Source organism: Prevotella aff. ruminicola Tc2-24, from assembly GCF_900110895.1.
In the GTDB taxonomy this organism is placed as follows: domain Bacteria; phylum Bacteroidota; class Bacteroidia; order Bacteroidales; family Bacteroidaceae; genus Prevotella.
Genome location: NZ_FOIQ01000002.1, coordinates 60,918 through 86,446 on the forward strand (window position 1 = coordinate 60,918; position 25,529 = coordinate 86,446).

Below are 25,529 nucleotides of genomic sequence, written 5' to 3' on the forward strand. Positions count from 1 at the left end.
TCTCACACATTCCAAGTGCAAAGATACGATGATTTTCCGGAACTAATCCTAAAAACTATGTTATCTTTAGGTTAATTCGTTAATCGGTCTCCTTCGAGTGCCAAGCGCAAGCCCACCTGCAGATTGAAATTCATGGGCCTATCCTTGAAGAAAGTGCTTATGCCACTCCCATTGTCGAAATAGTATTTCAAGCCCGGCTCAGCATAGACTGCAAACTGCGGAAGAATATGATACTGTAGACCCAAAGCCGTATTGGCCGACCATTGTACGCGATCTTTTCTCAATTCCTGCTCCACTCCATCAGCTATCAGACGAGTCTTCACGTTGAAGTCAGCTTGTCCGCCAATTGCAACATAGGCTCTCAGACGTCCTCTGTTCTTGGCATAAAACTGTCCCATGACAGGAATACCAATATCATACAATGTCTGTTCCTTCTTATACAAAACATGGTCTGCCATATTGGAGAAATCGGATCGCAGACGCGTGTACACCAAACCTGTCACCATATAAATCCTCGATGAAATGGGGAAATTAACCGTCAATCCAAACGATATCGGCTGGTGGTGTTTCTGCCGTTCCTCATAGTTAACAAGGAATACAGGATCATCATAGACAGAATTGGGACGCGACATATATTTGCCACAGTTATAACTGTCCATTAACATCGGATTCATCAGTACACCGTTCGAATTCGACTGATCGCCAAAGCCGTTTGAGGTATAGAGGCAAAACTCTGCATACCCATGTTGAAGATTTACCGATTGAGCAATCTGACGATCGAGTTCGCGCATGACCTCCTCGGATTCTCTAGCATTTTCCTTGATCTTACTTACACTTTCATCTGTTTTAATCGTCTCCTCCAAAGGCTGCGTAGAAGTTTGTGCAGTAAATCGATCCTCTGGAAGAGTCTGTCCTTCCAGTTTCTCTGGAATGACCGGATTATCCTGGACAACATATACAGGTCTTAATGGATCAGCCGAAACGTTCAAGTCTTCCTGACTTTCTAGCTTTATCTGCCTGTCTGATACCTGCAGAATTCTCTGAGGTACCCCAGCCGACTGAGCTAGGAGAACATCCATAGGATCCGATTTCTTCGCTAATTCGGCGGTTGATTCTTGAACCTTGGCCGGATCCTGTTTCGAAGTTATCATGACCGACTCAGCTATCTCGCGAGAGCCTTCACCATCAACAGATCCCTCACAACCAATCATCCACATCAAATAACCATTACCGGTCAGCACACCAGCAAAAGCCGCCGCAGCAGCCAACTTTACCCACAAGGGGATGGTACGTGCAGACTGGTGCTTCTGGGGCATCTGGGCACCAAGCCGAGCCTCTATATCAGCCCACAGCCCTTCCGGGGCTGTCTCCTCATAGTGTGACAACCGCTCGAATAGCTGTTTTTTCCAATCTTTCTCTTTCATCGCTTTGTGAATATAAGTACTCTTTTACCATTTCCGCCAAAATCTTTTTTGCTCGGGATAGCTGTGAGGCGGACGAATTTTCCCGGATACCAAGCCTTTGGGCAATCTCCTTATGGGAGAGCTGTTCGAAGACAAAGAGGTTCAACACCATCCTGCAGCCTTCTGGCAGTTGTCCAATCATCCTGTTTAGAATATCAGGTGGTACATTTTCTACCTCCGGGACCCCCTCTTCTGCAGCATCAGGAATCTCATCGGTAAAGTGCAGTCGCTCATGTTCCTTCAGCCAGTCGATTGCTCGATTAGCGACGATCCGTGATATCCATGCCTTCAGTGAGCCTTCTCCCCGATAATCAAATTCATTGATAGAAGTCAGAATACTGATGAAGCTATCCTGAAGAATGTCTCGCACGTCATCTCGCTCCGGAACATACCTTAGACCGATGGCCATGGCATATCCTGAATAGCGGTCATAAAGACGGCGTAACGCCTGTCGGTCACCGCAGTGTATCGCGTCGAGTAGTTGTCGTTCAGTCTCTATCACACCTACCCTACTTTCTTTTTCGTATTATATATCAGCATCATGGGTGATGACAATACTTTCGTCTGTTGTTCTCTTGTCTGCAAATTTGTTACAGCAATCTTATCTACCGGAATACCCAACGACCATAAGTGTGTTGTGATACTATACATAGCCGTTCCATTCTCCTCACTAATCAAATCAACCCGATAACCCACATCATTAATTGTAACACAAAAGGATCTTCCGCTATACAAGGTGGCATAACCCGCCTCTCTGGAGAGACCAACCACCTTATACTTTATGATTTGAGTTGTTTCCGGGAAATTGAAGACAGGAGTTGTGGTGGTATCAGACTCACCAAACGGAAACAAGGCCTCCACCCCGGAAGACTGTAATATAGCCTGTTCTGGTAAGATAATCTTCATGGAGTCGTTGGTAACTTCCAACCGGGCGGTAGCCACGACCATCCCATCGATAACCCACTCGCCATCGAAGACTCCCTGCGAAACAGTCTGATTGTTTGACGGTTTCTGCCCACTATTCAAATAATCCATATTTGAGGGATAAAGATCAATGAAGGAATCCTGAATCTTATCATCCCCCACCGAACAGGAAGCATAAAACACAGATCCTATCAATAATACCCAAACCTTCTTATTCACTATCTTCTTCATACACTCCATGATGTGCTTTGATTTATCCATATAACTGCAAAAATACAAAACCTTGCAGCGAATCCTCACAATTTAAGATTCTTTAAGTTTTTGCGTCACCTTTTTTCCTCACGCTTAATTCCTAATCATATTTGAGGAAAGGCACTTTTCATCCATAAGCCGCAGCTGAAGGGAGATGGCGCGTTATTCCGTGTTTCAACAACACACATGCCCAGAAAGGGAATATTAAAAGTCTTTGCGTTCTTTGTAGATGACCTTGTTGGCACCACTGGTAATCTGAAGTGCCTCAGGATGTTCTTTGATATAAGAATCAATATGACGCACACGTTTCTCCTCAAGAATCTCATCGACGGCTATCAAGATGCCCGTCTCCTCCACATCGCCAAATCCATAGTTGATGGCAGTACCAAAAAGTTTCATGGTTGGCGAAAGACTCATATAGGCATTCACCAAGGGAGGAATATTATAACCGAGCTTACGAACCTCTGTATTCAAAATCTTATAATCTTTCTTGAAATCCTCTTCCGAGAACAATCGTTCTAATTCCAATGGGTCAGCCTCAATTTTCAGCGGTTTCATCGGTATAATCAGATGTTCTTTATCATCGAAATGTTTCTTTAAGAAATAAAGAATCATATCACGCCCTTTTCGGATATATGACGGATACATTGTCATCTTTCCAAAGAAATATTTCACATTGGGCTTGATAACCGTCAGCGCACCTAAACCATCCCATAGATTATCCAAAGCGAAAAGACTCTTCGCACCCATTCGCGAACTCTGATAAGGCAACGCCACGAACGAACGACCCAATTCTATCGTATAAGGCATATAGTCGTTCAAGAACTTATCGGAAAAATGGAACATATGACTAGTAGCCAGCTTGGGTTGTCCATTGTCATCCATCTCCCAGCAAGAGCCTTCCAGATAACGATAGCCGCCGATAATCTCTTCGGCCTCCGGATTCCACACAATCAACTGCTTATAACAATTGTCACAAATATCGAATTCATCGATATCCATCTCCTTGCCAGTACCGCCTCCCGCTTCTCGGAAAGCAATCTCGCGCAATCGTCCGATCTCTTTCATCACGTTTGGAGCGTTATGAGCCGTGACTACATAGATTTCGTTGTGACTCTTGTTGGTCATCCGCAACTGGCGCTCTTTGGTCAATTCACTTTTCAGAAGCGCTTTGTCGATTGGCTGGATAATCTCTTGTTCCATCTCTTTGTTTGGTTAATGGGTTATTGGCTTGGTGTTATAGGTCATATACTCGTTTCCGGACAAATTGCGCCCATTCCATCGGGTTTCTACTCTTATCGAAAGTCTGCCATGGAATAGGTTCTCCAACCTGCACATGGAAGGTTTTATGTACGTTTTTGTACATTTCATCGACAAGAAAGAGCATCGCCAGATTAAATGGTAGGCACTTGTCGCTGAAGTTTGCCAGACGATAAAAGAAATTACTATTTTGCCCGCTGAAGCGGATAGGCACAACATCTCGCTGATATTCCACACTCTTTGAAACAAAGGTCTTCGTCCAAGGGACGTCGCTAACAATACCATGATGGCGACGAGAACAGAGACCGGCAGGGAACATCAGCATATGGTTATCACTCTCAAAGCCGGCCTTCACCATCGCAGGGAAATTACGACTCTGATGTCCAGTCTTGTTAATAGGAATACATACAGGAGCCAATCCTGGCAGATTCATCAGCAAGTCGTTAACCAGATAACGAAATCTCCCGTCATAATGACGCCCGATAATCGCACCAAGTGCCACACCATCCACACCACCCAATGGATGGTTGCTAACAAACGTGTATAGGCGGCCGTCATCCGGGGCAGGTAGGTTTTCTTTTCCTTCAACCTCAAGCGTCATATCCAGATACTCCACACAGGCTTCCAGCCAATCTACCCCTGACTTATCACGGCTTTCCCACAGAAAAGCATTAACCTCATCCTGATGTGCGATTCGTTTCAGCCATGCGACCAAAGGACGGGGAACGAACTTCGCCTTTGTCCCCATCTTCTCTTTCAGGATATTATCAATGTCTATCGTCTTCTCTGTGATAGTTGCCATTTCTCTCATTCATACTAACAATTTGCAAAAATAGCACATTTCTTTCAATTCTGAGCAAGAAAAGCAAAAAAATCTTTTAATTTAAAGGTATTTTGCTCACCATTGATGCTTTTCTTATACCGTTATGCTATTAATCAATATTCATAAGCGAACAGATTGCCGGAAACATTCCATGAGAAACGTCTATAAAAGAAAGTTAAAAATCAAAAAAAGTGGGGAAAAGTGGCGCAGAGTGGGGAAATTTATATAACTTTGTAACCGAATTCATATAAATATGTACGTATGAGATTTCTAGGGAATATAGAAGCTAAGACCGACTCGAAGGGAAGAGCCTTCCTGCCAGCAGTCTTCCGCAAGGTGCTTCAGGCATCTGGCGAAGAAAATCTGGTATTGAGGAAAGACGTCTTCCAAAGTTGTCTTGTACTCTATCCCGAAAGCGTGTGGAACGCTCGACTAGATATGCTCAAAGCACAGCTTCGCCCGTGGGAATCCGTCCACCAGCAGGTTTTTCGTCAGTTTGTGTCAGCGGCAGAAGTCGTGACGCTTGACGGCAACGGCCGATTTCTGATATCCAAACGTTTACAAAAGATTGCGGAGATCGATCAGGATATTCAGTTTATCGGCATGGATGATACCATCGAGATCTGGTCACCTAGGAATCTGGAGCACACACTTAAGACTGACGAGGATTTTGGGAAGGAATTCGAGCAGATAATGAATGCCAACGATGCTATATGATGACAACTGCCGAGACATATCACGTACCAGTACTCCTTCGGGAGAGCATCGACGGGCTTGATATCAAGCCCGACGGTGTTTATGTAGATGTAACCTTCGGTGGCGGCGGACACAGTCGGGAAATCCTTCGACGACTAGGGAAAAACGGCCACCTGTTTAGTTTCGACCAAGACGAGGATGCCGAGAGAAACATCCTCCACGATGACCGATTTACGTTTGTCAGAAGCAATTTCCGATATCTCAAGAATTGGATGCGTTACTACGACGTGGATCATATTGACGGCCTATTGGCTGACCTCGGCGTGTCGAGTCATCACTTCGATGACGAGTCACGTGGTTTCTCCTTCCGCTTCGATGCACCCCTTGATATGCGAATGAACAAACGGGCAGGCATGACGGCTGCAGAGATCCTTAACAGCTACAGCGAAGAGATGTTGGCTGACATTCTTTTCCTTTATGGAGAACTGAAAGGCGCACGCAAGATCGCTGCCGCTATTGTTAAGGCACGAGATGTAAAGTCCATCAAGACCACCGACGACCTGATACAGATCACGGGTAAGTTACTTCAACGTGAGAGGCCACGTCCAGGCGAACGTAGTGCTACTATGCCCGAGAAAAAAGAGATTGCCAAACTATTCCAGGCATTGCGCATAGAGGTGAACCACGAAATGGACGCACTCAAAGAGATGTTGGACGGTGCTCGGGAAATGCTTGGAAAAGGTGGGCGCCTCTCGGTTATCACCTATCACTCTCTAGAAGACCGTATAGTAAAGAACGTCATGAAGACCGGCAATGCCGAAGGGAAGATGAAACAAGATTTCTTTGGGCGGACGGAAGCACCCTTCAGACAACTCAGTAATAAGGTCATCGTGCCCGGCAGCGAGGAGCAAGAACGAAACCCGCGCAGCCGGAGCGCCAAACTGAGAGTAGCAGAGCGTATATGATATAGCCTACCCCCCCCCTTATAGTATCAGAATGAGAGAGAGATGAGAAAGAATGATGATATAGAACTGAAGATAGAAGACACCACATCCGAAGCCATCCAAGAAGAGGAAAGGTCGAGGGATGAGGCTGCTGAGATGAGGGAGCAGGCGAGGAAGGCCATCCAGATGATTAAGGAGACGGTCAGAGAGGAGGATCCGAAGCTGACGCCGACCCTGACACTGAGAACTATTCTTGGTGGTGATTTCCTGACAGCTGACATGGTGCGCCGTAACATTTGGCTCTTTGTGTTGATGGTGATCTTCACCATTGTTTATGTCGCGGTCAGATACCAGTGTCAACAAGACATGATAGCTATTGACAAGCTAGAGAAAGAGTTACTCGACGCCAAATACAAGGCACTGTCAAGTTCCAGCACTCTTACAGAGAAATGCCGTGAGAGTCACGTACTCCACGCCCTCAAACAAAACAAGGACAGTCTACTGCATATCGCAGACCAGCCGCCCTATATTATAAATGTACCCGAATAAGGAACAGAATGAGCAAGTTTAAGAGTGACAAAGTGATGCCTCGCTACTTCGCCATCGCAGTAGTTCTGACGCTGATAGGGTTTGCCATCGTCGGCAAGGCCCTATACATCATGACAGCAAAGAAGACCTACTGGACTCAGGTAGCCTCACGACTAAAGCGCGACAGTGTCAGCGTAAAACCCAGTCGTGGCAATATCCTGAGTTGCGATGGTCAACTGATGGCCACCAGCATTCCAGAATATCGGGTATATATGGACTTCCAAGCCGGAACCGATGACTCCATCGGTATCCATAAACGTGACTCCATCTGGGCAGAGAAAATCGACAGTATCTGTGATGGCCTTCACCAGATATTCCCCATGAAGTCGGCTGCCGATTTCAAGGCAAACCTGCTGGAAGGTAAAAGAAAAATCCAGAAGAATGGTAAGATGGGAGCCAGACACTGGGCCATATGGCCACGGCGCATCAACTATAACACGTTCTGTGAAGTGCGACAACTTCCCATCTTCAAAGAGCCCGTCTACAGAGGCGGTTTCCACTGGGAAGAGTTCAACTCACGAAACCATCCGTTCAGCACTCTTGCTGTACGTACTGTCGGTGACATGTACGGTGCCAAGGACAGCGCCAAGAACGGTTTAGAACTGTCGTACGATTCTCTGTTACGTGGCACCAATGGATTGATGCATCGACGGAAAGTACTGAACAAGTACATGGACATCCCTGTACAAAGTCCCATCGACGGCTATGATATCGTGACAACCATCGATGTAGGCATGCAGGATCTGGCAGAGCGTGCCGTCATCGAGGAGCTGAAAGAAATCGGCGGAGAAATGGGTGTAGCCATTCTAATGGAAGTAAAGACCGGTGACGTAAAGGCTATTGTGAATATGACACGCGGTGCCGATGGAGAATACCATGAAATGGTAAATAACGCTATCAGCTACCGCTGTGAGCCTGGTTCCGTGTTCAAGGTCGCCTCTTTCCTCGTGGCTCTTGACGACGGGGTCATTCCCAATGATACCAGTTTTGTAATCCATACAGGCAGTGGAGTAATGGAGATGCACGGTCGTCCGATGAAAGACCACAACTGGCGTCGCGGAGGCTATCAGGATATCAACGTGGCCCGTGCACTGGAAGTTAGTTCGAACATAGGCGTAAGTTATGTCATTGACAAATTTTATGGCAACAACCCCAAAAGATACGTACAAGGACTCTACCGTGTAGGTATCCATGAGGACCTAAGACTCCCACTAGTGGGCTACCAACCGCCATATATCCGCATGCCCGACACGAAGACCACCGACCGTGCCAAATATTGGAGCAAAACCACTTTGCCCTGGATGAGCATTGGATATGAGACACAGATTGCCCCTATCAACACGGTGGCCTTCTATAATGCCATAGCCAACGATGGAAAGATGATGCAGCCTCGATTCGTGAAACAGCTCATGAAGAACGGTGAGGTGGTCAAGGAATTTGAACCCATCGTACTAAAGGAACGCATCGCAAAGCCCCAAACCATCAAGATGATGCAAACCATTCTAGAACACGTCGTCAGTCAAGGACTCGGCCGTAAGGCCGGCTCACGATCCTTCAAGGTTGCTGGTAAAACTGGTACGGCACAGGTAGCTGATCAATACGGAAGCTATCACTCCGGTACAACACGTTACTGGCTCAGTTTTGCAGGATTCTTCCCAGCCGACGACCCACGCTATTCCTGCATCGTCTGTCTAAAGAAATCCGGTCTTCCGGCTTCTGGCGGTGGCATGAGTGGTGTTGTGTTCCACAATATCGCAGAAGGAGTCATGGCACAGAGCCTCAAGCGTAATGTCGATGATGCCCGCGACTCCTTGTCGGTGATGATGCCTGATGTCAAGAGTGGAGACATGGTTGCCGCTAACTATGTTCTGAGTCACCTCGGCATCAGAACCAGTACCAATTGGGGCGGCTCATATGCCAACGGGAACCCCGTCTGGGGAAGGGCACACAAAGGAAACAAAGATGTCGTTCTTTCGCAGGTAAGAACCCATAGGAACATCATCCCCGATGTCATCGGTATGGGTGCCCGTGATGCTGTGTTCCTACTTGAGAACCGTGGTGTGAAGGTCCGTCTTAGGGGCAGAGGCAAGGTCAAGTCTCAGAGTATCTACGCGGGTACCATTATCCGTCAGGGCATGACTTGCGAACTGATATTGGAATAATAAAATAAGAAAAGATATGAAACTGAATGAACTGCTCAATCACGTGAATGTGCTGACCATCCTTGGCGATCCGGAGAAGGATATCTGCGGTGTAAATATCGACTCCCGTCGCATAGAGGCAGGTCATCTCTTCATCGCCATTCCAGGCACACAAACCGACGGGCACCGATTCATCCCGAAGGCTATCGAACTAGGAGCTACCGCTATCCTCTGCGAACAACTTCCCGAAGAACAAAAAGCAGAGGTGACCTATGTTGTCGTGACATCTACCGAGGCTGTTGTTGGACAGGTCGCCACCCTTTTCTACGGTGATCCGTCTACTAAACTGAAACTCGTAGGCGTAACAGGAACCAATGGAAAGACGACAATCGCGACCTTATTATACAACATGTTTCGTGCGTTCGGACATAAGTGCGGACTGCTCTCGACTGTCTGTAACTATATAGAGGGAGAACCCATCCCAGCCGATCATACCACACCCGACCCTATCGAGTTAAATAAACTACTGGCTCAGATGGTGGAAGCCGGGTGCGAATATGCTTTCATGGAATGTTCTAGCCATGCCATCGCCCAGAAGCGTATCGGTGGACTTAAGTTTGCTGGCGGACTCTTCACCAATCTGACCCGCGACCATCTCGACTACCATAAAACCTTCGAGAACTACCGCGATGCGAAGAAGGCATTCTTCGATGGACTCGGTAAAGATGCGTTCGCCATTACCAATGCCGACGACAAAAACGGTATGGTCATGGTACAGAACTGTCAAGCGCAGATTAAGACCTACTCGACCCGACGCATTGCCGATTTCAAGGCAAAGATTATCGAGTGCCATTTTGAGGGTATGTACCTCGATATCAACGGAAAAGAGGTAGGTGTGCAGTTTATCGGTAAATTCAATGTTAGCAACCTGCTCGCCGTCTATGGTGCAGCCGTTATGCTTGGAAAGAAACCTGAGGAAATTCTAGTGATTCTCAGTACACTAAAGAGCGTCAATGGTCGTCTGGAGCCCATCCGTTCACCAGAAGGCTACACTGCCATTGTGGACTATGCTCACACTCCCGACGCCCTGGAAAACGTACTCAACGCCATCCACGAGGTGCTTGATGGTAAGGGGAAAGTCATCACAGTCTGCGGTGCAGGTGGTAACCGCGATAAAGGCAAACGTCCGCTGATGGCACAAGAGGCCGTGAAGCAAAGCGATAAGGTCATTATCACTAGCGACAACCCTCGTTACGAGGAACCACAGGCTATCATCAATGATATGCTCGCCGGCCTGGACAATCGGCAAATGAAGAAAGTGATCAGTATTGTCGACCGCCGTGAAGCCATTCGTACGGCCTGCATGCTCGCTCAGAAAGGCGATGTTATCCTCATTGCCGGCAAGGGGCATGAAGATTATCAGGAGATTCAAGGCGTAAAACACCACTTTGACGACAAAGAGGTGGTCCGCGATATCTTTAGTTTATAGCTGATTGTTTTATGAGTTTGGAATTAAAAATTTGAGTTGATATGCTATACTATCTTTTCCGATTCCTCGACCAGTATGATATCCCCGGGTCACATATGTGGTCCTATATCTCGTTCCGTGCCATACTGACGCTAATTTTCTCACTGGTCATCTCCGCCTGGTTCGGCGAACGGTTTATCAAATGGATGAAACGCAGGAAAATCTTTGAGACCGAGCGCGACCCGAGCATCGACCCGTTCGGTGTTGAAAAGAAAGGTGTTCCCACCATGGGCGGCATCATCATCATTGTGAGTATTCTCGTGCCAGTACTCTTATTGGGGCGCATCCGGAACATCTATTTGATCTTGATGATAGCAACCACCATCTGGCTAGGATTCCTAGGATTTATGGATGACTATATCAAGATCTTCCGACGCAACAAGGATGGACTGAAAGGAATGTATAAGATCATCGGGCAAGTGAGTATCGGTTTTATAGTTGGTTTGACACTCTGGCTAAGTCCTGACGTGGTGGTTCGTGAGAACGTCAACATTGAGCAACAGAACCAAGAGATCGTGGTCAAGCACAAGAAAGAGGCTGTAAAATCACTGCAGACTACAATCCCATTCATCAAAAACCACAACCTGAACTACTCGAGCATCATGGCGTTCTGCGGAAAGTACAAGGTGGCAGCCGGATGGGTAATCTTCGTATTTATCACCATTTTCGCAGTAACTGCCGTCTCCAACGGTGCCAATCTCAACGACGGTATGGATGGCATGTGCGCTGGCAACTCCGCTATTGTGGGTGTAGCATTGGGCATCCTCGCCTATGTATCATCACATATTGGCTACGCATCATATTTCAATATCATGTACATCCCCCATTCTGAAGAATTGGTGGTATTCCTCTGCGCATTTATTGGTGCCATGATTGGTTTCCTCTGGTATAACGCCTTCCCAGCGCAAATCTTCATGGGTGACACAGGTTCATTGACTATCGGTGGCATCATCGGCGTATGTGCCGTCATCATCCATAAGGAACTTCTACTACCTATTCTCTGCGGCATCTTCTTTGTTGAGAGTTTGAGCGTTATCATCCAAACCCAGTGGTTCAGAATTCAGAAACACAAGGGGAAACGTGTCCGCGTGTTCCGTGCGGCACCTATCCACGATACTTTCCGTAAACTAGACTCACAGCTCGATGCGACCAGCACCTACCTTCTAAAGGGCTGGCCACACCGTCCGTTCCATGAGTCAAAGATTACCATCCGCTTCTGGATAACTAGCATCATCCTAGCAGCACTAACCATCATCACACTTAAGATGAGATAAACCACATATCACACAGATTATACAGATAAAACCATGAATAAAAGAATAGTCATATTAGGAGCAGGAGAGAGTGGTGCCGGCGCCGCAGTCCTTGCCAAGAAAGAAGGTTTCGACGTGTTTGTATCTGACATGTCGAAAATTGCCGACAAATATAAACAGATGCTTAACGACCGACATATCGAATGGGAAGAGGGACAGCATACAGAAGAGAAAATTTTGAATGCCGACGAGATCATCAAGAGTCCTGGCATACCCGATACGGCACCAATGGTGAAAAAAGCACTTGAGAAAGGAATCCATATTATCAGTGAGATTGAGTTTGCCAGTCGATACACCAATTCGAAGATGATCTGCATTACTGGGTCAAACGGAAAGACAACGACCACCTCACTCATCTACCACATCTTCAAGGAGGCTGGCTATGATGCCGGATTGGCAGGAAACATAGGAAATTCGCTAGCGCTACAGGTGGCAGAACAGCCGCACGAGTATTACATCATCGAGCTGAGCTCATTCCAACTTGACAACATGTATGATTTCCGCGCTAATATCGCCATATTATTGAATATCACACCCGACCATCTCGATCGCTACGGCTTTGAGATGCAGAACTACGTCAATGCCAAAATGCGTATCATCCAGAATCAGACTCCACAGGATGCCTTCATCTATTGGGCAGATGATCCCATCATCAAACGCGAGTTGGAAAAATATGACATTAAGGCCATTCAGTATCCCTTCTCTGAAATCAAAGAAAAGGGCGTGATCGGCTATATCGAGGAGGGACAGTACAAAATCGAGGAGCCAGAACCATTCAACATGGAACAGGAAAGCCTCAGTCTAACAGGCAAACATAATCTTTACAACTCTCTGGCTGCTGGTATAGCTGCCGACATCGCCGGAATCAAGAAAGAAGAAATCCGCAAGAGTCTCAGCGACTTCCCTGGCGTGGAGCACCGTCTTGAGAAAGTATGTACCGTGCGGGGCGTACAGTATGTAAACGACTCTAAGGCCACGAACGTTGACGCTTGTTGGTATGCCCTAGAAGCTATGAAGACCAAGGTCATCCTCATCATCGGCGGAAAAGACAAAGGAAATGATTATGACCCTATAAAACCGCTGATCAAGAAGAAATGCTCTGGCATCGTTTATCTCGGTGCCGACAATCAGAAGTTACACGACAACTTTGATAGTTTGGGCATACCCATACGTGACACCCACTCCATGAAAGAATGCGTGGAGGCTTGCTATGAGATGGCCAAGCCCGGTGAGACCGTTCTACTCAGTCCCTGCTGCGCCTCATTTGATCTCTTTAAGAACATGGAAGATCGTGGTGAGCAGTTCAAGGAATTGGCCAGAAGTCTATAAAAGACCGAAACAAAACGACAACACCCATGAACAAGAAAATAGGAAACATCTTCAAAGGAGATAAGGTCATCTGGATGGTATTCTTCTTCCTCTGTATGATCAGCATTGTTGAGGTATTCTCAGCCTCCAGCAACTTGACATACAAGAGTCAAAATTATATGGGTCCTATTTTCTACCACGCACTGATGATTCTATTCGGTGTATTCATAGCCGTTGTTACATTAAATATTCCTTGCCGCTATTTCAAACTTATGACCCCCTTCCTGCTGATTATATCAGGCATCACCCTACTATGGGTGCTGATTGGAGGAGAATCCATCAATGGTGCCAACCGCGTCATTTCACTGCCAGGCGGTGTTACTTTCCAACCATCAGAGATCGCCAAAGGCACCATGGTTCTGATAACGGCTCAGATTCTCAGTGCCATGCAGCATGAGGACGGAGCAGATAGGAAAGCTTTTAAGTACATTCTTTGGATTGTCGTACCGACTGCCGCCTTGATAGGTATAGAGAACCTGTCTACAGCTGCTCTGCTATTGGTTGTCATTTTCCTGATGATGTTCATCGGACGCGTTCCGATGGTTCAGATGGGAAAACTGGTGGGAGTCGTCACCGTCCTTGTTGCAGTGTTCCTAACACTAGTACTGACATTGGGGAGTATCGGTGCAGAGAAGGAAAACAGCACCCAGACAGTAGAAACGGTTACCACCCATTCCACAGATACGAAAGTCATTAAGGGTGGTGGCGTGTTCCATCGTTTCGTTACATGGCGTAATCGTATTGTGAAGCATCTCGACAAGAAAGACGTGCCACCATCAGAATACGATCTCGATAAAGATGCACAGGTAGCCCATGCCAACATCGCTATCGTATCAAGCAATATCATCGGCAAAGGACCAGGACAGTCTGTAGAACGCGACTTTCTCTCACAAGCCTTCTCTGATTTTATCTATGCTATCATCATCGAGGAACTCGGTATCATCGGTGCCGTATTCGTTGTTTTCCTCTATATCGTCCTTCTTTACAGAACGGCACGTATCGCCAGCCGCTGCGAAAACAATTTCCCAGCTTTCCTGGCCATGGGACTGGCACTACTGCTGGTGATACAAGCAACCTTTAACATGCTAGTAGCAGTAGGTATCGCCCCTGTCACGGGTCAACCCCTTCCCCTTATCAGCAAAGGTGGAACCTCGACCATTATCAACTGTGCCTATATCGGTGCTATTCTCAGCGTCAGCCGCTCTGCTAAAAAAAGGGCAGTAAAAGTAGCGATAAACGAAATATAATTTGTAATTTTGCACACAATTAATAAAGGTATGGAGAAAGAGTTAAGAGTGATTATCAGTGGAGGCGGAACAGGAGGTCATATATTCCCTGCCATTTCCATCGCTAATGCCGTTAAAGTCCTGCGTCCCAATGCCAGCATCCTTTTTGTCGGTGCCCTTGGGCGAATGGAAATGCAGCGTGTGCCTGCTGCTGGCTATGAAATCAAAGGACTGCCAATCTGCGGTTTCGATCGTAAGAACCTATTGAAGAATGTGAAAGTATTGTTCAAGATATGGAAGAGTCAGCGGATGGCCAAGAAAATCATCAAGGATTTCCAGCCACAGGTAGCTGTCGGCGTGGGAGGCTATGCCAGTGGTCCGACACTGAACAAAGCTGCTGCCATGGGTATTCCATGTCTCATTCAGGAGCAAAACTCTTATGCAGGGGTCACCAACAAACTGCTCTCCAAGAAGGCAGAAAAAATATGCGTGGCATATGATGGCATGGAACGGTTTTTCCCTGCGGAAAAGATCATCATGACCGGTAATCCCGTACGACAAGCCCTGCTTGACACCACCCTCTCCCGTGAGGAAGCACTGAAGAGCCTGGGGCTTGACCCCACAAAAAAAACTATCCTTTTAGTAGGCGGTAGTCTGGGAGCCAGAACCATCAACGAGAGCGTGCTCCAGCATCTGGATCTCATCAAGTCAACAGATGTACAGTTCATCTGGCAGACAGGAAAGTACTACAGCGCAGAGATTGCCGAGAGACTGCAAGCAGGTGAGCCCTATTCAGGAACTCGTCTGAAAGGCGAGGATCTCCCAAACCTGAAGGTTACTGACTTCATCACCGACATGGGAGCAGCCTACAAAGCTGCAGACCTTGTCATCAGTCGTGCCGGTGCCAGTAGCATTTCAGAATTCTGCCTAATTGGTAAACCCGTGATTCTTGTACCTAGTCCGAATGTTGCCGAGGATCACCAAACCAAGAACGCATTAGCGCTCTCTACCCGCGATGCGGCCATCTACGTCAAAGATGCCGATGCGCCCGGCTGCCTGCTGGATTTGGCCATCAGAACAGTCAATGACGAAGCCAAGTTGAAGTCACTCAGCCAGAACGTACTGAAACTTGCGCTACCCGACTCTGCCGAAATCATCGCCAAAGAAGTCATCAAGTTGGCAGAGGCATGATGCCACTATAACATCTATTATCTAGCAATATGGAACTGAATCAGATAAAAGCAGTCTATTTCGTAGGAGCCGGTGGTATTGGCATGAGCGCCATCGCTCGCTATTTTCTTAAAAAAGGACTTGTCGTAGCTGGCTATGACAAAACTCCCTCCGACTTAACACTTCAGTTGGAGAAAGAAGGTATGCTCATCCATTATGAGGAGGATATTGAGAAAATCCCCCAACCTTGTAAACGACAAGATTGTTGTTTAATTATCTATACGCCAGCCATCCCAGCTGATCATCTGGAACTCCGCTACTTCCAAGAGAATGGTTTTGAAATCCAAAAGCGAGCACAAGTACTCGGGACTCTGACACAGGCTCATAAGGGGCTCTGCGTTGCCGGCACCCATGGTAAGACCACCACCTCGACGATGTGTGCCCATATCATGCATCAGAGTCATCTGGACTGTAACGCCTTCCTCGGAGGCATATCCAAGAATTACGGCACGAACTATATCCTCTCCGACTCCGACTATGTGGTCATTGAGGCCGACGAGTTTGACCGCTCCTTCCACTGGCTACGTCCTTGGATGAGCGTCATTACCTCAACGGACCCTGACCATCTCGACATCTACGGTACTAAAGAAGCCTATCTTGAGAGTTTCCGCCACTACACAGAACTGATTCAGCCGGGAGGAGCATTAATCATTCACCGCAATCTGGAGATGAAGGAGCATATCCAGCAAGGTGTAAGACTCTACGACTACAGTCTTGACAAAGGAGATTTCCATGCAGAGAACATTCGCATTGGCCATGGAGAAATCATTTTTGATTTCATATCACCTATAGAAAACGTAACAGACATACAACTGGGCCAACCCGTGCCTATCAACATCGAAAACGGCATCGCCGCTATGGCCATGGCACAATTGAACGGTTGTACGGCCGAGGAGCTGAGAAATGGCATGAAGACATTCGGTGGTGTGGACCGACGTTTCGATTTCAAGATCAAAACCGACCATCTGGTCTTCCTCAGCGACTATGCTCATCACCCGAAAGAGATTTATCAGAGTGCCAAGAGCATCAGAGAGCTCTACCGCGATAAACACATTACCGCGATCTTTCAACCACACCTCTACACACGTACCCGTGACTTCTACAAGGATTTTGCCGATGCTCTGAGTTTACTTGACGAAGTTGTACTCACAGAGATATACCCAGCGCGTGAACAGCCCATTGAAGGAGTCACGTCAAAACTGATATACGACAACCTCCGTAAAGGGGTGAAGAAAGAAATTATCAATAAAGACGAGGTGCTCGATTATGTGAAAACCCACAACTTCGAAGTGCTTATTGTTCTTGGCGCCGGTGACCTCGACAATCAGGTGCCCCAAATCAAAAAAATGTTAGAAAGTAAATTGTCATAAACGTCAAATATTTAATGTCTATCAACTGGAAGAAAACCATTCTCGTCGTGTGCGATATCGCTATTGCCGCCTATCTGCTACTGGCCGTCACCGCGTTTAATAAACCGGATGTGAAGGCCACGCAGTGTTCGGAGGTGAAGATTGATATCAAAGAAAACCTCGTGAACGGATTTCTGACAACAACTGAGATCAAGAATCTCCTGTCACACGACAATATATACCCACTGTCGCAACCTATGGAGAATATCAGTCCACGACGTATAGAAGAGGCTCTGCAAAAAAGTCCATTCATTGAGAAGGCCGAGTGCTACAAAACACAGAGCGGTCATGTATGCATAGACGTTAAACAACGGATACCCGTCGTCCGGGTGATGGCTGGCAATGGCGAGAGTTATTACGTAGACACTTACGGCAATATGATGCCTGAAACACGCTATGTCACGGATCTGGTCATCGCCACAGGAGCAATCAGTCACAAATACGCGCAAGGCACACTGACTCGGGTTGCCAACCACATTCTTCAGAATCAATTCTGGAAGAACCAGATTGTACAAATCAACATTTTATCGGACGGCTCGATGGAGATGGTTCCGCGTATCGGAGATCATATTATCTATTTGGGTGTCCCCAACCATATCGACAAGAAACTGGAACGATTGCGTAAGTTCTATCTTTATGGTCTAAATAAGGCTGGATGGAACAAATACCACTATATCAGTGTGGAATTTGACAACCAGATTATCTGCAAGAAAAATAATAGATAAAAATAATCATAGAAGAGATGGCAGCAAAGGAATTTATCGTAGCTATTGAACTCGGTTCATCCAAAATGACCGGTATCGCGGGACAGAAGAATCTCGACGGCAGTATCCAAGTGCTAGCTGTAGTAAAAGAGGATTCTTCCGCATTCATCCGTAAGGGAGTGGTTTACAATATCGACAAGACCGCTCAATGCCTTTCCAACATTGTCAAGAAGTTGGAAACCCAACTGAAGACGGAAATCACCCAAGTATATGTCGGCGTGGGCGGCCAATCTATCCGTGGTGTAAAAAATGTGGTCTCCAAAGATCTGCCCGTGGAGACCATCGTCACTCAGGAGATGGTTATCGAACTGATGGATGCCAACCGTAACATGACCTATCAGGATCAGGAGATTCTCGACGCTGCCGTTCAAGAATACAAGGTTGGTGGCCAGCTACAACTCGACCCTGTTGGCATCCAGACAACACATCTGGAAGGAAACTTCCTCAATATCCTGGAAAGGAAGGCCTTTTATAAGAACCTTAATAAATGCTTTGAGACTGCAGGCATCAACGTAGCAGAGATGTACCTTGCCCCGTTAGCTCTGGCAGACAGTGTATTGACAGAAGCCGAGAAACGTTCGGGCTGCGCCCTCGTTGACCTAGGAGCAGATACGACCACGGTTTCCGTCTATTCCAAGAATATCCTTCGCCATCTGGCTGTCATCCCCTTAGGCAGCAATAATATCACCAAAGATATTGCCACCCTCCAGATGGAGGAGAGTGATGCAGAACACATGAAACTTAAGTACGCATCTGCCTTCACAGATAATAACGACATCGATAATGACCTAAAGTACTCTATTGACCCGGAACGTCAGGTAGAGAGCCGCAAGTTCATTGAGATAGTAGAGGGCCGTTTAGAAGAAATTATCGAGAATGTATGGTATCAGATCCCATCTGAGTATTACGATAAGTTGCTCGGCGGTATCATCCTTACCGGCGGCGGCTCCAACCTGATCAATATCGAGAAGGCCTTTGCCAACCACACTCATATCGAGAAGATCCGCATTGCGAGATTCGTGACGCAGACCATTATCTCCAATAACGAAGACATCAAAATTCACAATGGCATGATGAACACCGTACTCGGTCTGTTGGCAAAAGGCGACATCAATTGCGCCGGCAATGCCGTCGATCCTAATGGTGACCTGTTCGGCTCACAGAAATCTGTCGACCAACGACCAGCCGACCTTCGACCGGCTCGTCAAGCCACCGATATCCCCGCTGGTGTTATCCGCACGGAAGCCGAAAAGAAAGCAGCAGAAGAGGAGAGACGTCGCCAACAGGAAGAGGAAGACCGCATCAGACGCGAGGAGGAATTCAGGCAGAAAGAGGAAGAGGAACGTATCCGTAAGGAGAACAGCATATGGAATAAGGCATTGAAGAGCCTCAAGCAGTTTGGCAGAACTATTGTCGAGGAGGAATAAGAGAGTTTTGAGTTTTATGTTTACAGTTTAGAATATACAACTATGAGCGAAAACAACAGCATAGAGATTCTGGATTTCGGAGCACCGGAAAAGGAACATAGCATTATCAAAGTAATCGGTGTCGGCGGTGGTGGTGGCAATGCCGTCAACCATATGTATCGCGAAGGCATCCATGATGTTACATTCGTGCTTTGCAACACCGATAACCAAGCACTCAACGACTCGCCTGTGCCTGTTCATCTACAACTGGGCAAAGAGGGGCTTGGAGCCGGCAATAAACCCGAGAAAGCGCGTCAAGCCGCCGAGGAGAGTATTGAGGATATCCGTAATATGCTTAGCGATGGCACCCGTATGGCATTCATTACCGCCGGTATGGGTGGCGGCACTGGCACTGGTGCGGCTCCTGTTATAGCCCGTATATCCAAGGAATTGGGTATCCTCACTGTCGGTATCGTTACCATCCCCTTCCGTTTCGAGGGCGACCGTAAGATTGATCAAGCACTCGACGGTGTGGAGGAGATGTCGAAGCATGTCGATGCCCTGCTCGTCATCAACAATGAACGTCTCCGTGAAATCTATCCCGAATTGTCAGTTCTCGATGCTTTCGGTAAAGCTGATGACACGCTGAGCGTAGCCGCCAAGAGCATTGCAGAAATCATTACAGTACACGGGCTAATTAACCTCGACTTCAACGACGTAAAGACAGTGCTTAAGGATGGTGGCGTAGCTATCATGTCGACAGGTTACGGAGAAGGAGAGGGACGTGTAAGAAAAGCCATCGACGACGCTCTGAACTCTCCACTACTCAACGACAACGACATCTTCAACTCCAAGAAAATCTTACTCTCCATTTCGTTTGCAGGCTCCAAGGATGGTCAGACATCCTTGATGATGGAAGAGATGAACGACGTAAACGACTTCATGGCGAAATTCGGCAACGACTTTGAGATAAAATGGGGGCTTGCCACGGATCTAGAACTTGGCAAAAAGGTGAAAGTGACCATTCTGGCCACTGGTTTTGGTATTGAGAATGTCGACGGGATGAACGGGCATCTGAAAAAACATAGTCAAGAGGATATCAACCGCATCGCTGCTGAACAGGAGAAAGCCGCTGAACGTCAAGACCGTCGTAACCGCTACTACGGCGGTGAAGGTGCGACCAAGCGATATAAGCGTCGTCCAAACATTTATCTCTTCCGTCCAGAAGATCTGGATAACGACGATGTCATATCTGCTGTTGAATCAACACCGACCTACAAGCGCACCCGTGAGATTCTGGAGAGCATCAATAGTCAGGCAAGCGGTGACGAGACAACCATCCCGGAAAATTTCCCTAGCGACCCACAAGAGCCCATCCAAAGCACGATTAAATTTGCTTAAACATACCTTTAAAATGTATACGTTAGGTATACGGAAAGAGGAGACAGATGTGAATCTGTCTCCTCTCTATTTATTGATATAGCTCCTGTAGGACTGATAAAGACTTCAGTTCTGGAAAATCAGCAAGATGAAGTCGATAATAGTTGAGCGTAACCTCTAACAATCTGTTACGATCCTGATGCGATAATCGGTAAAGGTGCATCGTCGGGTAGTCCATCCTCATCATCCGCAGAATCCTCGCAGCATCTTCCGGCTCCAAGAAATCCCGATGGACAGGTGGATAAGTCATGAATGTACTCTCTCTCAAATCGAAATAACACCCATCCTGGTAGTTATCCAAATTCGGATAGAACCCTAGAAAACGAGAGAGTCGCATCAGGAACACTAGATGAAAATTGGCATAGTTACTCTCCTGATTGTCCAACCACTGGATGCTGTGTGTCATATAATCGAAGAGAGGCACATTCTGCTGTTCCGACCGTAAAGCATAATAGAGAAACTCCGCCACGAACAAAGACATGGAAAGTTTACACGCATCAAAAGGGATGGTCATGAAGGGATAGGCAAGTCTTACGTCCGACAATTTCTGCAACTGTACCTTAGATCGGATGTCAGACTCGATATCCAACATTGTCAGTGGTTGGAAGAATTGTTTCTTCACCTTCGACTTCACCGACTTTGGGATGCTGACGATAAACGATAGTCTACCGTGACTTCTGGTGAACACATCTACAATCATCCGCGTCTCACCATACTTCAGCGCATGAAGCACAACAGCCTGAGTTTTCGTTAACATACGATGCAAAGTTAAGAAAAAAGCTACAGATAACGCCGATAATCCTAGAAAAAGATCGACCAAATACAAAAAAACAGCAATTTCCACGGCTTCTTTGGCATTTTTCCTAAAGAAAATTTTGTCAATTGGAAAAATTGATGTAATTTTGCAGCCGCATTTGACGACTATGGTCCCTTCGTCTATCGGTTAGGACGAGAGATTTTCATTCTCTAAAGAGGAGTTCGACTCTCCTAGGGACTACGATTAAATCCGCCATCTGCACAGCCAAGTGCTACCTGCCATCAGGGATAAGGTGACGGAGGATTCGGATAGCAATATTCCGAGTCCGCCCAGGGCAGTCCTCGAGACGTAAGACCCATAAGCTTTAAATTAATAATAAATAATCAAAATTAAAAATGGCAAATCACAAATCATCCGTGAAGAGAATTCGTCAGGACAAGAAGAAGGCACTTCACAATCACTATTACGCAAAGACTATGCGTAACGCTGTGCGTAAACTGCGCGCTATGACAAACAAGGAAGAGGCTGTCGCCTTATACCCGAAGGTTCAGAAGATGCTTGACAAGTTGGCAAAGACCAACGTCATCCACAAGAACAAGGCCGCAAACCTGAAGTCTAGCCTTGCTATGCACATTAACAAGCTGGGATAATCATTTTAAAACTGGCATATACGGATCACTTACGAAAGTTGGTGATCCGTTTATTTTTCCCCTTTCAACAATTCCCCTCCCTTTGGGAGGGGAGTTTTTGTTTTTTGTGGTTTTTTAGCAGATAAAGACTCGTTAATCTCATTTCTTTTTAGTACCTTTGCAGAAAATTATGCATAGACAGACCACACTGTCTTTGATATCAATTAGTGAACATTTGAAAAAATGACAGAAGAACAACTGAACCAAGAACAAAACTATTCCGCGAGTAACATCCAGGTGCTCGAAGGCCTCGAAGCCGTACGCAAACGTCCTGCGATGTACATCGGCGACATCAGCGAAAAAGGCCTCCACCATCTGGTCAATGAGACCGTCGACAACTCTATCGATGAGGCGATGGCTGGCTTCTGTACGCATATTGAAGTAACCATTAATGAAGATAACTCTATCACCGTACAGGACAACGGTCGTGGTATTCCTGTTGACGAGCACGAAAAGATGCATAAGTCGGCCCTCGAGGTCGTTATGACCGTGCTTCATGCTGGAGGAAAGTTCGACAAAGGCTCCTATAAAGTATCTGGAGGACTCCACGGTGTGGGTGTATCCTGTGTGAATGCCCTATCCACTCATATGCTCTCACAGGTATTCCGCAACGGCCATATCTACCAGCAGGAATACGAGAAAGGCAAGCCCCTCTACGACGTGAAAATTGTTGGCGATACAGACAAAACAGGTACCCGTCAGCAGTTCTGGCCTGATGGTTCCATATTCACCACCACCGAATATAAATACGACATCATCGCCAAACGTATGCGTGAATTGGCCTATCTGAATGCCGGTATCACCATCACACTCAAGGACATGCGTCCCGACGAAGACGGCAACCTGAAGGAAGAAGTATTCCATGCTAAGGAAGGACTGAAGGAGTTCGTGCGCTATGTAGACCGTCACCGTACCCACCTATTCGACGATGTCATCTATTTGAAGACAGAGAAACAAGGTGTACCCATTGAGGTGGCAGTGATGTACAATACAGACTACAGCGAGAATATCCACTCCTACGTTAATAACATTAACACTATCGAAGGTGGCACGCACCTTCAGGGTTTCCGTATGGCACTAACCCGCACCCTGAAGAAATATGCCGACGAGGATCCCAATATCTCGAAACAGATTGAAAAGGCGAAGATTGAGTTGGCCGGTGACGACTTCCGCGAGGGACTGACAGCCGTCATTTCCATCAAGGTGGCAGAGCCCCAGTTTGAGGGTCAGACCAAAACCAAACTCGGAAACTCCGAGGTGGCCGGAGCTGTACAGCAGGCTGTCGGAGAGGCGCTGACCAATTATCTCGAGGAGCATCCGAGAGAGGCTAAAATGGTGTGTGACAAGGTGGTGCTTGCTGCAACCGCCCGTATCGCTGCTCGCAAGGCCCGTGAGAGCGTACAACGCAAGAACCCGATGACGGGTGGCGGTTTGCCTGGTAAATTGGCCGACTGCTCAAACAAAGACCCGAAGGAGTGTGAGATATTCCTCGTCGAGGGTGATTCTGCAGGTGGTTCTGCCAAACAAGGGCGAGATCGTCATTTCCAGGCTATCCTACCTCTGCGCGGAAAGATTCTAAACGTGGAGAAAGTACAATGGCATCGTGTATTCGAGGCCGAGTCTGTGATGAACATCATCCAATCAATCGGTGTGCGTTTCGGTGTTGAAGGCGAAGGCGACCGTGAGGCAAACATTGACAAGTTGCGCTACGATAAAATCATCATCATGACCGACGCCGATGTCGATGGCTCACACATCGACACGCTGATCATGACGCTATTCTATCGCTTTATGCCACAGGTAATCCAAGGCGGTCACCTCTATATCGCTACACCACCACTCTATAAATGTACCTATAAGAAGCAGTCTGAATATTGTTATACAGAACAACAACGTCAGGCATTCATAGACAAGTACGTGGCTGGCAACGGTGATGATAAAGCACTCCACACGCAGCGTTACAAAGGTCTCGGAGAGATGAATCCTGAGCAGTTGTGGGAGACCACCATGAACCCAGAGAACCGTCTACTGAAACAAGTGACCATCGAAAATGCCGCAGAGGCTGACGAGATTTTCTCTATGCTGATGGGTGACGATGTAGAGCCACGCCGCGAGTTCATCGAGAAGAACGCAACCTATGCGAACATCGACGCATAATATTAATCATTAAATACTTTTTCACGACCCCACCCACACAGGCGCTGCCCGTTGGGTGGGGTTTTATCTTCATCGATACTCCTTCGCCTGACGCTTCCCATGAAGAACGGCAAGAGCATTAAGAGCGAGAGCCTCCATTTCATCTTCCCCTGGAAAACAGAAGACTGGGGCCAAGAAACCGATACGCCGACGTAGACGACCGACGACATATTCTGAGCGAGCCAGACCACCCGTCAGCAAGATTGCATCAATTACTCCACAAAGAACAGCCGCTTCTGCCGCAATATTCTTCGCTACATGATAGATCATCGCATCAAGAATCAATTCTGCGTGTCTGTCGCCATCCTCCTCTATACGACGGATTATCTCACGCACGTCGTTCGTACCAAGATGTGCATTAAGACCGGCTTTACCCGCAATACGTTTCAGAAGTTGCTTCTCACTGTACTTTCCACTGAAACAAAGGCGAATCAAGTCTGCAGCAGGCAGACTGCCTGCACGCTCGGGCGAAAACGGGCCTTCACCATCAAGGGCATTATTCGCATCAACAGCTCTTCCCTTTTGATGAGCTGCGACAGAAATGCCGCCACCCATATGACAGACTATCAGGTTCAAATCTTCATACTCACGGCCAATTTCAGCGGCATAGCGCCGAGCGATGGCACGTTGGTTTAAGGCATGCCAGATACAAATGCGGTTCATCAACGGTGAACCCGAGATACGAGCATAATCATTCAATTCATCTACCACGCCCGGATCAGCTATAAAAGAACGACAACCGGAAATCTCCGAGGCAATCTCATGCGCAATCAAACACCCCAGATTACAAGCATGGTTATGCAAAGCAATACCACTATGGGTATCCTGAATCATCAGATCATTAATCTCATAGACCCCACCCTCTAGCGGCTTCACCAATCCACCACGTCCGATGACAGCATCAAACACAACTGCGATACCCGCTCGTCTTACCTCGTCGATTACCAGACGCTTTCGATAATTCTGCTGTTCGAGCACATCATCGAATTGAGACAATTCCTCTGGCGTATGAACGATTGTCCGCAACAGAACCGGTTTCTCGTCGTTATAGACGGCAAGTTTCGTAGAGGTGGAACCAGGATTGATCACAAGAATCTTCATCGTTGTTAGTA

General features: G+C 47.1%; 22 protein-coding genes and 1 tRNA gene. 16 read left to right on the forward strand and 7 right to left on the reverse strand.

Features of this window, described 5'->3' with window-relative positions:
* Nucleotides 1-71: 71 nt before the first annotated feature.
* From BMY63_RS04575 to BMY63_RS04595, 5 genes are all read right to left on the reverse strand, one after another.
* Nucleotides 72-1,424, reverse strand: coding sequence for an outer membrane beta-barrel protein (locus BMY63_RS04575; RefSeq protein WP_091901721.1), 1,353 nt, complete (start codon nt 1,422-1,424; stop codon nt 72-74).
* Nucleotides 1,372-1,965 (reverse strand): RNA polymerase sigma factor, encoded by a 594-nt coding sequence (locus tag BMY63_RS04580; protein WP_255397547.1) that lies wholly within the window; start codon nt 1,963-1,965, stop codon nt 1,372-1,374. Before BMY63_RS04580 ends, BMY63_RS04575 begins: the two co-directional genes overlap by 53 nt.
* A 2-nt stretch (nt 1,966-1,967) precedes the next feature.
* Nucleotides 1,968-2,618 carry a hypothetical protein gene (locus BMY63_RS04585; RefSeq protein ID WP_143065720.1) on the reverse strand — a complete coding sequence of 217 codons (651 nt, stop codon included), beginning with the start codon at nt 2,616-2,618 and terminating at the stop codon, nt 1,968-1,970.
* Between the two features lie 225 nt (nt 2,619-2,843).
* Complete coding sequence (locus BMY63_RS04590) at nt 2,844-3,842, reverse strand: glycine N(alpha)-acyltransferase GlsB (RefSeq protein ID WP_091901718.1); 999 nt, start codon at nt 3,840-3,842, stop codon at nt 2,844-2,846.
* Between the two features lie 34 nt (nt 3,843-3,876).
* Nucleotides 3,877-4,701, reverse strand: coding sequence for a lyso-glycine lipid O-acyltransferase GlsA (locus tag BMY63_RS04595; RefSeq protein ID WP_091902035.1), 825 nt, complete (start codon nt 4,699-4,701; stop codon nt 3,877-3,879).
* 282 nt (nt 4,702-4,983) lie between these two features.
* On the opposite strand from BMY63_RS04595, the gene mraZ reads away from it, so the two are divergent.
* Genes mraZ through ftsZ form a run of 13 tightly spaced genes read left to right on the forward strand, consistent with a single transcriptional unit; the run spans nt 4,984 to nt 20,736 of the window.
* Complete coding sequence (gene mraZ / locus BMY63_RS04600; RefSeq protein ID WP_091901715.1) at nt 4,984-5,439, forward strand: division/cell wall cluster transcriptional repressor MraZ; 456 nt, start codon at nt 4,984-4,986, stop codon at nt 5,437-5,439.
* Nucleotides 5,436-6,383: a 16S rRNA (cytosine(1402)-N(4))-methyltransferase RsmH gene (gene rsmH / locus BMY63_RS04605; protein WP_091901712.1), complete on the forward strand. Its 948-nt coding sequence runs from the start codon at nt 5,436-5,438 to the stop codon at nt 6,381-6,383. The genes mraZ and rsmH overlap by 4 nt, the downstream gene beginning before the upstream one ends.
* A 42-nt stretch (nt 6,384-6,425) precedes the next feature.
* Nucleotides 6,426-6,911 (forward strand): FtsL-like putative cell division protein, encoded by a 486-nt coding sequence (locus BMY63_RS04610; protein ID WP_176771116.1) that lies wholly within the window; start codon nt 6,426-6,428, stop codon nt 6,909-6,911.
* Between the two features lie 8 nt (nt 6,912-6,919).
* Nucleotides 6,920-9,112, forward strand: a complete 2,193-nt coding sequence (locus BMY63_RS04615; protein ID WP_091901710.1) for a penicillin-binding protein — start codon at nt 6,920-6,922, stop codon at nt 9,110-9,112.
* 16 nt (nt 9,113-9,128) lie between these two features.
* The gene (locus BMY63_RS04620; protein WP_091901707.1) at nt 9,129-10,580 is read left to right on the forward strand and encodes a UDP-N-acetylmuramoyl-L-alanyl-D-glutamate--2,6-diaminopimelate ligase; all 1,452 of its coding nucleotides are present in this window, start codon (nt 9,129-9,131) and stop codon (nt 10,578-10,580) included.
* A 41-nt stretch (nt 10,581-10,621) separates the two neighbouring features.
* Nucleotides 10,622-11,893 carry a phospho-N-acetylmuramoyl-pentapeptide-transferase gene (locus BMY63_RS04625; RefSeq protein ID WP_091901705.1) on the forward strand — a complete coding sequence of 424 codons (1,272 nt, stop codon included), beginning with the start codon at nt 10,622-10,624 and terminating at the stop codon, nt 11,891-11,893.
* 33 nt (nt 11,894-11,926) lie between these two features.
* Nucleotides 11,927-13,261 (forward strand): UDP-N-acetylmuramoyl-L-alanine--D-glutamate ligase, encoded by a 1,335-nt coding sequence (murD, locus tag BMY63_RS04630; protein ID WP_091901702.1) that lies wholly within the window; start codon nt 11,927-11,929, stop codon nt 13,259-13,261.
* Between the two features lie 26 nt (nt 13,262-13,287).
* The gene (locus tag BMY63_RS04635; protein WP_091901700.1) at nt 13,288-14,547 is read left to right on the forward strand and encodes an FtsW/RodA/SpoVE family cell cycle protein; all 1,260 of its coding nucleotides are present in this window, start codon (nt 13,288-13,290) and stop codon (nt 14,545-14,547) included.
* A gap of 30 nt (nt 14,548-14,577) precedes the next feature.
* The gene (gene murG / locus BMY63_RS04640; protein ID WP_091901697.1) at nt 14,578-15,717 is read left to right on the forward strand and encodes an undecaprenyldiphospho-muramoylpentapeptide beta-N-acetylglucosaminyltransferase; all 1,140 of its coding nucleotides are present in this window, start codon (nt 14,578-14,580) and stop codon (nt 15,715-15,717) included.
* Between the two features lie 29 nt (nt 15,718-15,746).
* Nucleotides 15,747-17,126 carry a UDP-N-acetylmuramate--L-alanine ligase gene (gene murC, locus BMY63_RS04645; RefSeq protein WP_091915071.1) on the forward strand — a complete coding sequence of 460 codons (1,380 nt, stop codon included), beginning with the start codon at nt 15,747-15,749 and terminating at the stop codon, nt 17,124-17,126.
* 14 nt (nt 17,127-17,140) lie between these two features.
* Nucleotides 17,141-17,890: a cell division protein FtsQ/DivIB gene (locus BMY63_RS04650; protein WP_091901691.1), complete on the forward strand. Its 750-nt coding sequence runs from the start codon at nt 17,141-17,143 to the stop codon at nt 17,888-17,890.
* 17 nt (nt 17,891-17,907) lie between these two features.
* A complete protein-coding gene (gene ftsA, locus BMY63_RS04655) occupies nt 17,908-19,356 on the forward strand; it encodes a cell division protein FtsA (RefSeq protein ID WP_091901690.1) in 1,449 nt (482 codons plus the stop codon).
* 42 nt (nt 19,357-19,398) lie between these two features.
* A complete protein-coding gene (ftsZ, locus tag BMY63_RS04660; RefSeq protein ID WP_091901688.1) occupies nt 19,399-20,736 on the forward strand; it encodes a cell division protein FtsZ in 1,338 nt (445 codons plus the stop codon).
* Between the two features lie 70 nt (nt 20,737-20,806).
* On the opposite strand, the gene recO is transcribed toward ftsZ, so the two are convergent.
* Nucleotides 20,807-21,532, reverse strand: coding sequence for a DNA repair protein RecO (gene recO, locus BMY63_RS04665; protein WP_091901687.1), 726 nt, complete (start codon nt 21,530-21,532; stop codon nt 20,807-20,809).
* Nucleotides 21,533-21,700: 168 nt separating this feature from the next.
* Between recO and BMY63_RS12290 the strand changes: the two genes are divergently transcribed.
* From BMY63_RS12290 to gyrB, 3 genes are all read left to right on the forward strand, one after another.
* A tRNA-Glu gene (locus BMY63_RS12290) sits at nt 21,701-21,772 on the forward strand.
* Between the two features lie 155 nt (nt 21,773-21,927).
* Nucleotides 21,928-22,182 (forward strand): 30S ribosomal protein S20, encoded by a 255-nt coding sequence (gene rpsT / locus BMY63_RS04670; protein WP_091901686.1) that lies wholly within the window; start codon nt 21,928-21,930, stop codon nt 22,180-22,182.
* A gap of 222 nt (nt 22,183-22,404) precedes the next feature.
* On the forward strand, nt 22,405-24,378 hold the full coding sequence (gyrB, locus tag BMY63_RS04675) for a DNA topoisomerase (ATP-hydrolyzing) subunit B (RefSeq protein ID WP_091901684.1): 1,974 nt from the start codon (nt 22,405-22,407) through the stop codon (nt 24,376-24,378).
* 69 nt (nt 24,379-24,447) lie between these two features.
* Here the strand turns inward: gyrB and buk are convergent, their stop codons facing one another.
* The gene (buk, locus tag BMY63_RS04680) at nt 24,448-25,518 is read right to left on the reverse strand and encodes a butyrate kinase (protein WP_091901682.1); all 1,071 of its coding nucleotides are present in this window, start codon (nt 25,516-25,518) and stop codon (nt 24,448-24,450) included.
* Nucleotides 25,519-25,529: the final 11 nt, after the last annotated feature.